The following is a 14672-nucleotide window of genomic DNA, read 5'->3' on the forward strand; positions in this document are numbered from 1 at the left end:
TTCACTAATTTTTATAGTGTCAGGTCGTCCTGACATGATTACCCATTATGGGGGAGGTCGTTCCTCCTTATGTGAAGACTCAGTTTACTTTAAAATAAAAAATCTAGGCAAACCCGAACTCAAGTTCACCTTTAATCTATAAATCTTATTCATTTTTGAGTTGTAAGATTTTCCGAGCACCATTTAAAACAAACAAAACAATAATTAACCCAATTATGAGATCAGGATAACGAGAGCCAGTAATTGCAACCAATATTCCCGCAATAATGACACCTAAGTTTACGATGACATCATTTGCAGAAAATATATAACTCGCCTTCATATGTGCCCCACTCTCCTTATGGTCTCTCATTAAATAAAGGCAACTAATATTGGCTGCAAGAGCTAATCCGCCAATTAAAATCATGAGAATTGAAACAGGTTCACTGCCGTATATAAAACGACGTAGTACATCAACTAACACAATCATGGCTAAGCCAAACTGAAACCATCCGGAAATATGTGCAGCCTTTAACTGAGCATTGAGGTTTTTACTTACCACAAATAAAGCAATTCCATAAATTGCCGCATCTGCAAACATATCGAGTGAGTCAGCAATTAACCCTGTTGATGACGCAATAATGCCCGCCATAAATTCGATGAAAAACATCACAGCATTAATGAGTAACAACCATTGTAAAACCTGTTTTTGTGCTGCATGGTTTGAAGAAGTAGTACGCACTTTTTTAGGCTTTTCAACGGGTTCATAGTGTGGCTGCGTTTGCTGTAACTCAGCCCCTAAACCTAGGCGTTGCAGGCTTTGGGTAATTTTTTCAGCTGCTGTACTGTGATATACCGCTAAATGACGAGTAGGTAAATCAAATTCAAGTTCTTGAATATGTTCAGCATAAGGTGCTAAAGCCATTCGCACCATTTGCTCTTCTGCTGCGCAATCCATGTGAGGAATATGGTAATAACTCACCCATTGGATTTTATTCGCCATAGGTTCACTCGGCATAGAATAGTCCTGAGTTGCTACGCTTGAGCACCCACAGCTTTTATTTACATTTATTTGATTCTCTTGTTTTTCTAAAGCCATCTTTGCACCATAACTGACACAAAAAAACAATGCCATCAGTATAAACCAATGGCATGTCATTAAGCTTAATTTTTGTTCGGCAATTAAAACTTAAGTGTTAACCCTGCACCATAATACCAACCATGTTCAGAGTCTGTTCCAGTTTGCCAAGCAGTTTGTTTTAGACCTTTTTCATAACCATAACCGACATCAACAAATGGCATGACCTTTTTATTGATTTCATAACGGGTTTGAAAACCTGCCTGCAAACTCGATAATCCCGTTTTACTGGCATAGCGAGATTCATCTTGCAAAACAACATTTGCTTTTAAATAGGGCTTACCAATCAACTTTTGGGTAAAGAGTAAGTCTCTTTCCGTTTCTAAACTTAACTTCCATAACTGATCTTCACCTGCATAAAGATAGGTATCAGTTTCAAAAAAGTAAGGTGCCATGCCGTGTAAGCCCACTACACCAGCCCAGCGATCTTGCTTTTCATCTTCCCGCTGTAAACGTTCGTAGTTTACCCCAGCCTGTACATCCCAATAGTCGGCAACATTGCGGCTATAAAGTACTGAACCACCATAATTAGCATCTTCCGACTCAGCTTTTTCAACATGGGCTTTAATGAACAGTTTATTTTCATCAGTTCCCACCCAACTTTCTAATTCAGAAGAAAAACGTCCTTCTCCTTCTTCATTTTGAGTCCAACCAGAATCAATTTTTGTTGCTTGATAAACCTGTCCACCATGTTCACGTAAATGATCATGAGTTAAAGGTTCTTGAGCAAAAGCAAATATAGATATACCCGAGAAAGCACCGCAACATATCATTTGAGAAAATAACTTAGTGATGCGCATGACTAGCTCCTTTCTCATTTTCAGATTGAACGATTGACTGTGATTGAACTGGTTGTTGGCTGTCATTTACTTGAGCCACAATCAACTTATTCATCATTCCAGCACTCATGTGATAAAGCAGATGGCAATGAATCGCCCATTCTCCTAAAGCATCGGCTGTCAATAACGCAGTAACTGTCTTTCCTGGTGGAACAATAACGGTATGTTTATTTGGTAAGTTTTCAGCTTGTTGACCATTTTCTAATTGCATAAACATGCCATGTAAATGCATTGGATGGGCCATCATGCTGTCATTCACGAACTTCAAGCGAATACGTTCGCCATACTTAACTTGTAATGGCGCAGCTTCGTTAAATTTCTTGCCATTAATGGTCCAGATATAACGCTCCATGTTGCCGCCTAAACGAATAACAAGCTCTCGTTCTGGCGCACGTGTGTCTGGCTGAGATGTTAAAGATTGCAAATCACTATATTGCAGCGCTTTCATACCCTCTGGTGTCGAAGCATTTGCCCAGCCATAAACGGGCTCATCCTTTTGAGTATTATTCTCAGATTGCTCAGGCATCTCATGCTTCATATTCATCATGGCGTGATCATGTTCACTAGACGAAATTGCCTGCATATCATGTTTCATTTCAGGCATGGCCGACATATCGTGCTTCATGTGCATCATAGAGTGATCATGTTCGTCAGATGACATATTTTTCATGTCATGGCTCATGTTCATTATTGTGTGATCATGATTAGTCTGCCCCTCTTCTTTTTTCATTTCAGGCATGGCCGACATGTCATGCTTCATTTGCATCATAGAATGATCATGTTGGCCAGATGACATATTTTTCATGCCATGGCTCATATTCATCATTGCATGATCATGATTAGTCTGGCTCTCTTCTTTTTTCATTTCAGGCATAGCCGACATATCGTGTTGCATGTTCATTTGATGGCCAGCATGTTCATCACTTGCCCTATTGCCATGACTCATGCCCATATCATCCATGGTTAGCAAAGAACGTGGACGTGGCTGCGGCATTTGAATTGACTCTACAGCCTGCGTATTTTCATTGTGCAAAGTCCCAATGGCAAAACCACTGCGGTCAATAGACTCTGCTTCAATCTGATAATTTGGCTGTTTAGGCTCTACAATGACATCGTAGGTTTCAGCTGTACCAATACGAAACTCGTCAATTGCTACAGGCTTAACTGGCTGCCCGTCTGCACTTACAACAGTCATTTTCAAATTTGGAATTCTGACATCAAAAAATGACATTGCCGATGCGTTAATAAATCGTAATCGAACCTTATCGCCAGCTTTAAAATTACCTATCCAGTTTTGCTGAGGTGTCTTGCCATTAACTAAGAACGTATAACCCGTCACATCAGACATATCGGTTTTTAACATCCGCATCTGATTCCACATCGAACGATCTTGCCAAGTTGCTTTTAAACCTTGTGTTTTGACTTGCTTCAAAACATCAGATACGGTTTCACGGCGATTTTGATAATACTCAGCAGATTTCTTCAAATTCTTCATAATGCTATCGCTAGAAGAATTATGAAAATCTGAAAGCATCACCACATAATCACGATCAGTTTTTTCATGTGCAGCTACGGGTATTTTCCCTTTTGGATAAATCACGAGCGGGCCATATAAACCATCCTGCTCTTGGCCTTTACTATGGGCGTGATACCAATAAGTGCCGTTTTGTTTCACCTTAAAGCGGTAAATAAAATCTCCGTTTGGCGCGATTCCTTTAAAACCATTGAAACCCGGTACGCCATCCATTAACCCTGGTAGTAACAACCCATGCCAATGCAAAGACGTATCTTGATTCTTTAATTGGTTATGAACATGAATAACAGCCTCATCTCCTTCCTCAAACTCAAGGAGTGGTGCTGTAAACTTGCCATTTACGGTAATTCGTTTAAGCGGCTGACCGGTAACATTGACCTGTTGTTCATTAATATTAAGGTGATATTCCTTAATTGCCGCGAGAGTCCATGGTGAAACCAATAGACCAAATACAGCGACGAGGCTGCTAATTGTTTTATGAGACATTGCTGTAATCCTTTGAACTAAAAAATAAGTAAGAAAGGATTAAGCTTTTGGAGGACGTAAGATTTCTTGCCAGTATCCGGCTAAATGTTGAGCCTGATAAATACTACTAAATTGAGATGAAATAGGAATAAATGATGTTTCAATATCTGGTACAGCTTGCTGTAAAGCCAGATTCACCATTTGGCAATGGACTGGGTTACAGTCTTGGCAGTGTTCACCATGTTGATGAGAAACTTTAACCATAGATTGATGACATATCGCCTGATCATCAGCTTGAACATGCATCGTGTGATGTGTCATTTGTTGACTATGGCATGGCATTGTATGAAGATCATGCTGCATAGGCATCTGAGCAACAGACACGCCACTCCACCCAATGACCAAAGTCATTAGGAACACAAACCAAGCATACTTGCGTAAGTGTTGCAGCGTCATCATTTATTGCCTTGAGCAATCCATTTACCTATGGGATATAAGCATAACCAAGTTTTAAAACAGATACAATTTTACATCTTAATTGATTGTTTTTATGGTCATTAAGCAAACGGAGCTTGATGCTGAAGAATTAAATCAATCACTTCTAATACACCTTCTCGTTCATTACTTACCGTTGTATAAGGTGCTACTGCTTTTAAAGCTTCAATAGCATTTTCAACCGCAAACCCATAACCAACTGCTTTAATCATCTGAATATCATTATTGTTATCGCCAATCGCAACCACTTGATTAGCTTCAATCTGCCATTTTTGCAATAATAGCTTCAAACCATGTGCTTTATGTTGGTCCGGAAGTATCAAATCGATAAAACCAAAACCACTTGAAACAGGAACCAATATTTTATCTGCCACAAAACTTTGCTTCTGAAAATGTTCAAAAATTGCAAAACTTTCGTTTTCCTGAGCAGTAAAAGTAATTTTACACACCAGATCATCTAACGTATAAAAGTCATCGATAACTGTCAGCTTCTCAAAATATCGAGCGACTTTAGCGTAGTCCTCTGCATTCATGCTGCTATGCACATAAGCGCTCTGTTTTCCACAGATCACCATAGTCGAGGTATACACAGAGTCAATCGCTTTTAGAATCTTACCAAACTGTTCTTTACTTAAATGGGCAAAAGCAATTTCTTGCCCTGCATCGACAACATGTGCCCCATTTTCTGCAATGAAAGCAATTTCATGATTAATTTCTGGAAAATAGGTCACAAGCTTTGCAAGTTGGTTACCGCTGGCCACCACAAAATGAATATTATTTTGTTTTAGTTGTTCATACTGTTTTAAAAAACGTGCTTTGTTGTACTGCTTCTTAGAATTAAGAAAAGTCCCATCCATATCTACCGCTAAAATTTTTACCGACATTAATTATCAAGATCTCTTACTAAAAACTTATTAAAGCAAATTTAGCTTTACTTTTCATGACACTTTTACAGTTTTCTATCTATTATGTTTTAAAAGCTTTACACAGCTCTATCTCGTTTTTTGCACAGATTATTTTTTAGTAAAGCTCAATAAAAAATCAGGTAATAAAATATTCAATATGCGTAAAAAAAGAACGCCAAAACGTTCTTTTTTCATAGCTTTTGTCTAGAGAATAAACGGTTGATCTAATTTTGTTTATTTTACCAACATCTTATCCATACGGTTATCAACACAGTTATCCATACAGTTATAAACAAAGTTATCCACAAGCCAACTCTATAAGCTAACACTTGTCTTTAAGCGTCTACACTACCTACTTTAGCAAGCTCTGCACGCATTTGATCAATCACGACTTTATAATCTGGTTGACCAAAAATTGCTGAACCAGCAACAAACATATCTGCACCCGCTTCTGCAATTTCACGAATATTTGCTGGGCCCACACCACCATCTACTTCTAAACGGATATCACGGCCACTTGCATCGATAATTTTGCGCGCTGCACGTAATTTTTCTAAAGTCATTGGAATGAACTTTTGTCCGCCAAAGCCAGGGTTTACACTCATTATTAAAATTTGATCTACTTTATCAAGCACATAATCTAAATGGTGTAACGACGTTGCTGGGTTAAAGACTAAACCTGCTTTAGCACCACCAGACTTAATCAGTTGTAATGAACGATCAATATGGTCAGATGCTTCTGGATGAAACGTAATGATATCTGCACCAGCTTCTAGGAAATCACCAATAATACGGTCAACTGGAGACACCATTAAATGCACATCAATTGGAGCTTTAACACCATAGTTTTTTAGAGCCTTACATACACCAGCACCAAAAGTTAAGTTTGGAACGTAGTGATTATCCATCACGTCAAAATGCACTACATCTGCACCTGCAGCTAACACTTTGTCTACATCTTCGCCTAAACGAGCAAAATCGGCAGATAAAATAGAAGGAGCAATCAAATAAGGCTTGGACATAGGTGGATGACCTGGCTAGAAATTTAAGGAGAGGCTGAAAATTATAACAAAAAAGAACCTCCTTGACCCGCTCTTCCTTGCCTAAATCACAACATTTCAAGCATGCAACGTAACGTTGCTATTATAGAATGCCAAGTGCCATACGAATTTGTTAAGGTACATTAAACCAATGTGAGGATTGATAATGAAAAGTACGACTCATCTATTAACAAATGATGGAAAACGCATTGCAAAACGTCTCGTTAACCATTGGAAACATAAGTTTGAAGTACAAGAAACTGAGCAAGACTTTAAAATCTTAATGCCTACAGCAACCATTACACTTGCACCTCAAACAGAGCAGTTAAATGTTGCTATTGATAGTCAGTTAGATGACCATGACCACTTGGAAAAAGTTGTCCTTGATCATCTAAACCGCATGGCTCAACAAGAATTTGAGGTAGAATGGCAACACTAATTAGCCAGCGACCTTTTCTAATTGGATCGCATGGAACTGTAAGTGCTCATCCATAAAGGTCTGGATAAAGTAATAACCATGATCATAGCCAGTATGTTGTCTTAAAGTTAAAGGCTGTCCTACTTTTAAACATGCTTGCTTAAATTTTTCAGGGTGAAGTTGTTCATAAAATTGATCATCTAATCCCTGATCAACCAAAATTTCGCTAAAAACTGCACCATTTTTTGAGACTAAAGCTGTGGCATCATGGTCCAACCAGCTCTCACGATCTGCGCCTAAATAATGGTTAAATGCTTTTTCGCCCCATGCACATTCGCTTGGTGCACAGATCGGTGCAAAAGCAGAAACTGACTTAAACTTTTCAGGATATTTAAAAGCCAAAGTTAATGCGCCGTGGCCACCCATAGAATGCCCAAAGATACCAACTTGTTGAGCATTTACTGGAAAACTTTTCAAAATGAGTGGATATAACTCATCAATTAAATAACTTTCCATCTGATAATGTTCAGACCAAGGTGCTTGTGTGGCATTAATATAAAAGCCCGCACCTTGTCCTATATCCCAATTGTCACCTACTGCGACTTGTTCGCCACGAGGTGAAGTATCAGGCGTAATCAATATCAGACTAAGATGGGCTGCCATATGCTGCGCATGTGCTTTAATGGCAAAGGTTTCCTCAGTACACGTTAACCCAGCGAGATAAAACAAAGTTGAACAGGCTTTCCCTTCCAAAGCTGCTGGTGGTAAATAAACACCAAACTTAGTAGAGCCTTTTAATAATTGAGAATCAAACTGGTAAATGCGCTGCTCACCCTCAAAGCAACGGTTTTTTTGCAGGAGTTGCATCGTTTTTAGCCTCTGTTTGTGTTTGAGCAATATTTACACTACCTGTACTTTGCTGTGGGAAAAGATATTTTTCCAACTGAGGTAGCATAAGTTCCATATTCTTACCAATCACCCATTGCGGTTCTGAAGGGTCTACACCTTGAGCCACTTCCCATTTGGTCACGGTTTGCTTGGCAGCATTAAACGAATCTTTCATAGAAGACTGCTCTCGCATCGCCAAGTCAAAGAAAGCTCGTCCAAAATAGGTGTAATCAGCTTCGTTATTACAACCAAAAGAAGTTTTGTCTGCCGCAGATGCCGTAATAATTAAAGTATCTGGTGACTGCAAAGCGGGAATGAAACTTCCTGAATAACAAGCAGAAATGACAATCACGCGCCAACGAATACCAGCTTTATCGAGCGTTTCACGTAACCATTTCGGATCGACCTGTCCCAAATCTAGAGGAGCATTTTCAATTTCAAAATGGTTTTGCTCACCATGCGATGTCATGTATAAGAACAGCACATCACTATCACGGTTCATTTGTTGGCCCATACGGCGTAGAGCCAACTCTATACTGGTTTTAGATGCAATCGGGATTTCGGTTCGGGTATCTGGGTTATTGACCAGCATCATTGAACGCCCAACTGTACCAAAACGCGTATCGAATTGTTCTTTAATACGAACTACTTCCGATTTAAAAACGTCTTGGTAACTATCGCCCGCAACACCCAAGAAATACCAATGACTTTTAGCTATCTCACCATATTGGACTTGTTCTAAAGCATCATGAAGTAACTTACTTTGTGCATAAAAAGCATCTTCGGCAAACGTCGGTGGGGAGTCTTCTACTTTCCAAATAGGCTGATCTTTTACTGAAAGTTGCCAGACCACCATGGTCGCAATAGTCGCAACCATTACCAACGCCCGCTCCCACCAAGGCCATTTCAACTCACGTGAGAAAACCCAAATGACAGCTAAACTTTGCCACACAAAAAGTGCCACAAATAGGCTTGGTAGAATACCGTTATAAATGGCATCGGGAATAAAGTTTAGATAACCGTTAGAACCCAAATATTGAATTAAACATTGAATTAATAAAATATTGGTATCTAAAACCAGCCAGAGCAAAGCTGGAACTAACATCAAACGCGGCTGATTAATACGCTGTGATAGAAAAATACCAACAATAAGCGCGATAAAAGGCCAAAGTGCGTACCCAATTAAACCTTGCGAGTTGAAATCACCCGTTTGACCAGCAACAAGCCAGCTATAAAGTGAGTTGGTACATCCACCTAATATTCCCCAAACAATAAGTTGAAGAATAGAAGGATGTACAATCTGTAAGGAACGTCTTGACCCCAAAAATAACCACATTCCGGCAAGCTGGTTACTTTTAAAATCATGCCAAAAGTTAATGGAAGGTTTGAGATCAATCATAAAAAGGTTTCAAAAATTTCGTTTTTGTCAGGCACCATAAGTGTATGCCTGCTAAGAATTTTAGCAATCATGCTTTTGAACTATATCACATATATTTGTGCATTATTCAAGCAATAAAACTTAACCTTACATAAGCTTACTGAAAGTAAGCATCAAAACGACAAGCATCTCCCTGCCACTGATGGGCTGGCTCTTGATTTGCTAAAAAAATCGCATGTCGTGGCCGTTTCACAATCACACGCTTGGCAACTTTCTTGGCTAACTCAAGCAAATTATCACCTAAATCCATTTCACCATCTTCTGGTAAAAGTAAATGCAAAAGCTGCATCTGCTTTTTGACTTGGGCTTGTTTTTTAATCGCTTGTTGGTTCTGGTCACGCTGTGGAAACATCGGGTCTAAATAAACCACATCAACCGTTTTTGCTTCTTGATCTAATTGCTGTAAATAGCTTGCAGAGTCAGCAAACACCAGTTGAATACGATCTATAAACTGATTTAAAAATGGATCACGCTGTGCTTGAGCTTTTGAATCTTCAAGTAAAGTAAATAAAATCGGATGGCGTTCAACAAGCTGAATTTGAGCACCTAAATACGCCATGAGTAAGCTGTCGTGACCTAAACCTGCTGTTGCGTCTACAAGTATTGGTTTTTCACCCAGCTGACAAGCTCGAGCAATCATTTCTGATTTAAGACTGGCACGTTTTAAACGCGGAATTTCCGCTTTCCAGTCAGGCTGCATTTTCATGCCATTTGCAGATAACCAAAGTCCGTTTTGATCTACACAAAGTGCTAAGTCCGGGTTTAAACGTAAAAAACGAGCATTGAGCTTTTCAATGGGTTGTAAGTCGGTAGTCACGCCTCTAGAACAAAGCACAGCTTGGTAGTGCTGTGCTTGCTCTTGAAAATCTACTTCAAAATATATATGCATGAGTACTGCCTTTACTTTGCTTTACCCTGATCCGCTATTTTTTTCCATGCATCATCACGCAAGTAAACCGGTAAAGCATGTTCTGCATCAACCCACTGTTTTTGAGCAGCATAGACACGTGCAATCGAAGCAATGTCTTGTGCAGTAGCAGTGATAGTTTGATGCTCTGCATCGGCTTGAAGAAGCTTAGCACCTGAACCGATTAAGCAATGCTTTGCATAAGCAGCGGCTTGCTCGTAGCTCATTAATTTTTCTTCATCAATACACTGCATGATGCCTTGTTCGTTTAGAACAAAACTTGCAATGTAAACTTCATTCATACGGGCATCGAGTACTGCAGTCACCTGCTCTAAGCCTTCAAGGCGATAAGCCGCTTGCGCGAGAGCTTGCAAGGTAGAAACAGGAACCACAGGTAAATCTTGTGACCACGCTAAAGCCTGAGCAACAGCAGCATTAATTCGAACACCACTAAAAGAACCCGGCCCCCGGCTAAAGGCAATTGCATCTAAACCAGCAATTTCTAGTGCAGTTTGCTGTAAGCCCTGCTCAATCATTGGCAAAATAGTCTGGGTTTGTGCTTTCGCTCGCGTATCGAGTTGGAAAAAGAGTTCTTGGGTTTCATCAATTAATGAAATGGAACATTGCTCATTTGCAGTTTCCAACGCCAGCAGTTTCATGCACAACCTTAGTATTCAATTAGTTTAAAAACGGAAGTTATGATACCCCACTCGGCCCTGATAGGCGAGTTGTTCCTATCTAAATAAAAACGCCAAGCGAGTGCTTGGCATTGAAAATATCTTACTGAAAATTTAAAAGTGAAATTCTTTTAAATCTGTATAGCTTTTAAAGTGCTCAGCATAATGTAGTGCACTTAAGCGTATTTTTGCAGCGCCTTCTTCATCTAGAGTTTTGACAATTTTACCAGGTGAGCCCATCACCACTGAATTATCTGGAATCACCTTCCCTTCAGGAATTAAAGCATTAGCACCAATAATACAGTTTTTACCAATTACAGCTCGATTTAAAATGACAGCGTTCATACCAATCAGGCTATTATCACCAATCGTACAACCATGCAGCATGACTTTATGACCGACTGTGACATATTCACCAATGTTCAACTCAAGACCTGCATCGGTATGTAATACCGAGTTTTCTTGAATATTAGAAAAATTACCAATCCGAACAACACAGTTATCAGCACGTACTACCGCACCAAACCAAATACTGACCTGACGACCTAATTCCACTTGTCCAATGAGCGTTGCTGTTGGAGCAACCCAGCCATCCCATGGTTCATGTAATGCTTTTGGGTGCTGTCCTTGATAGCTATACATCATAATTTATCAATCCTGATCTTTATTTTTTATGAGAAAATTTTGGCATTCCAAACGTTGGTGAGTTGAGTAAAAATGGCCATTCCTTTTGATAGCCTAAACCATATTTAAATAGAGCTACCAACATACGCGCAGTTAAGCCCCAGATAATTTCATTATCAATCTGTAAGCTTGGAAAATACAAAGACTGATGGGCATATCGAACTTCATAGGGTGTCGGACGCGTCTCTATAAGTTGCTGTAATGGCACAAAGAAAATTCGATCAATTTCAGTAGGCTGAGGTATTAAGTGAACCTCTGGTGGAATAAGCCCAACAATTGGCTTTACAGACAAACCACTTCTTGCGCGCTGCATTGGCAAATCACCTAACAACTGTACATCAAACGGGTTTAAAGCTGTCTCTTCTTGAGCTTCTCTTAGCGCTACAACAATATTACTGGTATCACTGGGGTCACGCTTTCCACCCGGAAAAGAAACCTCCCCCGCATGGTTGTTCATATGTATTGAACGACGTGTAAGCAGTACCTTAGGATTATTTTCATTTGTAATCGCAATTAGTACTGCAGCTTGTGCTTCTTGTATGCGGGTGGAAAAGCGCAATCTTTGCTGTAACTTTTGTGTTAGCAAGTGCTCTTCCATACCTTTCACCTATTATTCTGTCTCTCTTTTCATCATATCTGAAAATAAAACTTAGGGAATAGAGTTGATGCGTAAGTCTAAAAATTCAGTTATGCTGAGTCATCTCTATACTCGATGATAATTATGAGTTTCTGTGTAGCGTGTGGGCATAAAACCGAACAAAAAATTCCTTTAGGTGATCATAAAGTACGCCGTGTTTGTACTCATTGTGGCAATATTCACTATGAAAACCCCAAAGTAATCTGCGGTGCCTTAGCGTTATGGGAAGACAAAGTACTACTCTGTCGTCGAGCTATCGAACCTCGTTATGGTTTATGGACATTGCCTGCTGGCTATATGGAACTGTTCGAAACTATGGAACAAGGTGCGGCACGTGAAACACGTGAAGAAGCAGAAGCGGAGATTGAAATAGAACAACTCTATTGTATGTACAATATTCCTCGTATTGGGCAAATTTATGTACTTTTTAAAGCGCAGTTAAAAGATGGAGTTTTTGGTGCAGGTGAAGAAAGTATAGAAAGTCGCCTGTTTGAAGAGCATGAAATTCCATGGGGAGAGCTAGCTTTCCCGAGTGTCGAACACACACTCAAACATTATTTTGAAGATCGTAAAAAACAAGTTTTTCCAACGCACCTAGAAACGCTAGGCACTCGTTTAGACCATACAGGCTAATAAATTCAATAATAAAAAGACCGCTTTTGCGGTCTTTTTTTTCAGGTTCTTATTTTGTCTTAATTTGATAACAATCAGCCGTCCGAATCGTTATCGTCCCACTCATTCTCTGAGCTAAAGCTTTATCATCTTCTGTAGGAGCAGGGCTCACATCCTTAATATTATTATAGACTCGTTGATAGAAGGCATATGGATTTAACCACGAAACTGTCTTGTTATCATAAGTTGTAAGGTTAATGCCATTTACCTGTCCTTGTAATAAGTTAGCAACGTTAATTTTTGCCCCACTTACAATTAAGGTTTGACTACCAGTTGCAGTAGTACCTTGAACAACGTTCGAGTTTAACCCCGCCAAAATACCATTGAGATTGCCTAGCTTCGGTTCAGCAAAAATCATTTTTACTGTAATTGATTTATCATTTGAAGCAGACTCAGTACCACCTGTTGTTCCTATGCGGTACTGTTGAACGCCATTGTTATCAATTAAAGTATTATCTGAAACCACACCGCACTGACCAGACATATCCGTTGCTGTTGCATTAGGTTTAATATCAGTACGAATATCACCATTTTCATCAATCACAATACCTAAATCGATTGGTGAAATTCCAGCGGTATCAAATTTAATATTTAAAGTACCATATAACGGGAAAATATAAGTTTGCCCAGCGCTCACATTTTTAGAAGTTCTGAAGATATCTTTTGCAAGATAACTTGCTGGAGTCACTTTATAGATATCTAGAGAACCATTATAGTTTTGATTGCCTATACTTTGACGCCAAAGCGCATAGTGCTGAGGATTTGGTGTTTTACTATTTATTGCCCCTAAATACAAACTTTCACGACCAGCAATAAATGAATCATTTAATAATTTACCTTGATAAATCAGTAAATCTTCACTGGTATTAGCTGAAGCTTTTAAATGGAATGGTTGTGTTGACTTAATCTCAGCTTGTAATGGATCAAGCCATGTGGTTTGAGCATTTGCTGTAAGTTGAGCTGGCTTAGATTTAGTTAATACTTCCATAACAGCTGTAACTGTTGAATTATTTGTAGTCGTGCTCGTACCTTTCCACTGTAAGCCATAACCAAATGTATAGCCTTGACGATCTGAAAGTAAGAATAAATTACCTATAACATGCTGCGTATTAGCAGCATTTTTTGGACAATCGGCTAAATTAGCTAAATTACATCCATAAAAATTTTCTGAAATTAAGTTTGGTTGAGCTAAGGTCAAGTAATCCGACTGATATAAACCAACTAAACTTAAATGAGCCAATTGCGTTACTAGAGCAAAAGCTTGATTATTATCAATCTGACTAACATCTAACCAAGGTTTCAAAATACCAGCGTATGCACCACTTTTCCATTCAGTAGCAGTAATATTTTGAAGTACAACATTTAATGTGTTTTTCTTATCTTCTGTAACTTGAGTTGGCTGTATATCCCCAATTACATTATCACCACGTTCTAAACCAACGCTTTGAAAAAGTTTAACCAAAGCCATGGCTACACCGATGGTTGGATCATCTTGACTTAATGAAACTGGTGCAACACCCGTTAAAGCTGTTGCCATATCCATAATTTTCAAACGTGGTGGAACAACTACCTTAATTTTTGAAATGTTATCTAAGCTGACAGAACCCAAGTCAATTTTAGTTTTTGTTTGAGTACCTTGTAAAAAGAAGTTTGCTGTATCACCAAGTTTACATGTACCCACAACACTATTGCCTGATGCTTTAGTGACAAAACTCTGATTTGCAACACTACTACAGGTAAAATTAAGGCCAGCAACCGGATAATCGAGTGAAAACTGTAAGCAGTCACTATTTGATGCATCACAACTTCCGTTTGCATTTGAACTACCAGACCCACTTGTAGGATCTTCATTAATTGTTGAACTACCGCCACCACACCCATTCAACATGATTGCTAATGTGGTTAATGCAAAAGGCCATAATAATTTTTTATTCATTAGATACTCTACCCATTCTT

The 14672-nt window shown here is 39.1% G+C and carries 15 protein-coding genes; 2 read left to right on the top strand and 13 right to left on the bottom strand.

From position 1 onward, the window contains the following. Positions 1-145: 145 nt before the first annotated feature. The 6 genes from F985_RS19115 to rpe form a co-directional block, all read right to left on the bottom strand. Positions 146-1078 carry a cation efflux transmembrane domain-containing protein gene (locus tag F985_RS19115; protein WP_031944549.1) on the bottom strand — a complete coding sequence of 311 codons (933 nt, stop codon included), beginning with the start codon at positions 1076-1078 and terminating at the stop codon, positions 146-148. An 83-nt stretch (positions 1079-1161) separates the two neighbouring features. Then, entirely contained in the window at positions 1162-1917 is a 756-nt protein-coding gene (locus F985_RS19120) for a copper resistance protein B (RefSeq protein ID WP_004703764.1), read from the bottom strand. Continuing rightward, positions 1904-3976 carry a multicopper oxidase domain-containing protein gene (locus tag F985_RS19125; protein ID WP_004703765.1) on the bottom strand — a complete coding sequence of 691 codons (2073 nt, stop codon included), beginning with the start codon at positions 3974-3976 and terminating at the stop codon, positions 1904-1906. Before F985_RS19125 ends, F985_RS19120 begins: the two co-directional genes overlap by 14 nt. A 39-nt stretch (positions 3977-4015) precedes the next feature. Further along, entirely contained in the window at positions 4016-4411 is a 396-nt protein-coding gene (locus F985_RS19130; RefSeq protein WP_025469204.1) for a hypothetical protein, read from the bottom strand. 101 nt (positions 4412-4512) lie between these two features. Continuing rightward, positions 4513-5334: a Cof-type HAD-IIB family hydrolase gene (locus F985_RS19135; protein WP_004703770.1), complete on the bottom strand. Its 822-nt coding sequence runs from the start codon at positions 5332-5334 to the stop codon at positions 4513-4515. A gap of 356 nt (positions 5335-5690) precedes the next feature. Then, a complete protein-coding gene (rpe, locus tag F985_RS19140; RefSeq protein ID WP_004703772.1) occupies positions 5691-6377 on the bottom strand; it encodes a ribulose-phosphate 3-epimerase in 687 nt (228 codons plus the stop codon). 184 nt (positions 6378-6561) lie between these two features. On the opposite strand from rpe, the gene F985_RS19145 reads away from it, so the two are divergent. After that, entirely contained in the window at positions 6562-6834 is a 273-nt protein-coding gene (locus F985_RS19145) for a DUF2218 domain-containing protein (RefSeq protein WP_004703774.1), read from the top strand. On the opposite strand, the gene fghA is transcribed toward F985_RS19145, so the two are convergent. The 6 genes from fghA to F985_RS19175 form a co-directional block, all read right to left on the bottom strand. After that, positions 6835-7680 (bottom strand): S-formylglutathione hydrolase, encoded by an 846-nt coding sequence (gene fghA, locus F985_RS19150; protein WP_004703776.1) that lies wholly within the window; start codon positions 7678-7680, stop codon positions 6835-6837. Beyond that, on the bottom strand, positions 7649-9100 hold the full coding sequence (locus tag F985_RS19155) for a C13 family peptidase (RefSeq protein WP_004703777.1): 1452 nt from the start codon (positions 9098-9100) through the stop codon (positions 7649-7651). Before F985_RS19155 ends, fghA begins: the two co-directional genes overlap by 32 nt. A gap of 136 nt (positions 9101-9236) precedes the next feature. Then, positions 9237-10028 carry a class I SAM-dependent methyltransferase gene (locus F985_RS19160; RefSeq protein WP_004703779.1) on the bottom strand — a complete coding sequence of 264 codons (792 nt, stop codon included), beginning with the start codon at positions 10026-10028 and terminating at the stop codon, positions 9237-9239. Positions 10029-10039: 11 nt separating this feature from the next. Further along, positions 10040-10705 (bottom strand): tRNA (adenosine(37)-N6)-threonylcarbamoyltransferase complex dimerization subunit type 1 TsaB, encoded by a 666-nt coding sequence (gene tsaB / locus F985_RS19165; RefSeq protein ID WP_004703780.1) that lies wholly within the window; start codon positions 10703-10705, stop codon positions 10040-10042. A gap of 132 nt (positions 10706-10837) precedes the next feature. Then, positions 10838-11365: a gamma carbonic anhydrase family protein gene (locus F985_RS19170; RefSeq protein ID WP_002000137.1), complete on the bottom strand. Its 528-nt coding sequence runs from the start codon at positions 11363-11365 to the stop codon at positions 10838-10840. A gap of 22 nt (positions 11366-11387) precedes the next feature. Continuing rightward, a complete protein-coding gene (locus tag F985_RS19175; protein ID WP_081400259.1) occupies positions 11388-12014 on the bottom strand; it encodes a CoA pyrophosphatase in 627 nt (208 codons plus the stop codon). Positions 12015-12128: 114 nt separating this feature from the next. On the opposite strand from F985_RS19175, the gene F985_RS19180 reads away from it, so the two are divergent. After that, positions 12129-12677, top strand: a complete 549-nt coding sequence (locus tag F985_RS19180; protein WP_019456691.1) for an NUDIX hydrolase — start codon at positions 12129-12131, stop codon at positions 12675-12677. A 49-nt stretch (positions 12678-12726) separates the two neighbouring features. Here the strand turns inward: F985_RS19180 and filF are convergent, their stop codons facing one another. Continuing rightward, complete coding sequence (gene filF, locus F985_RS19185; RefSeq protein ID WP_004703783.1) at positions 12727-14652, bottom strand: putative pilus system protein FilF; 1926 nt, start codon at positions 14650-14652, stop codon at positions 12727-12729. Positions 14653-14672 lie beyond the last annotated feature (20 nt).

This window comes from Acinetobacter seifertii (assembly GCF_000368065.1).
Classification (GTDB): Bacteria; Pseudomonadota; Gammaproteobacteria; order Pseudomonadales; family Moraxellaceae; genus Acinetobacter; species Acinetobacter seifertii.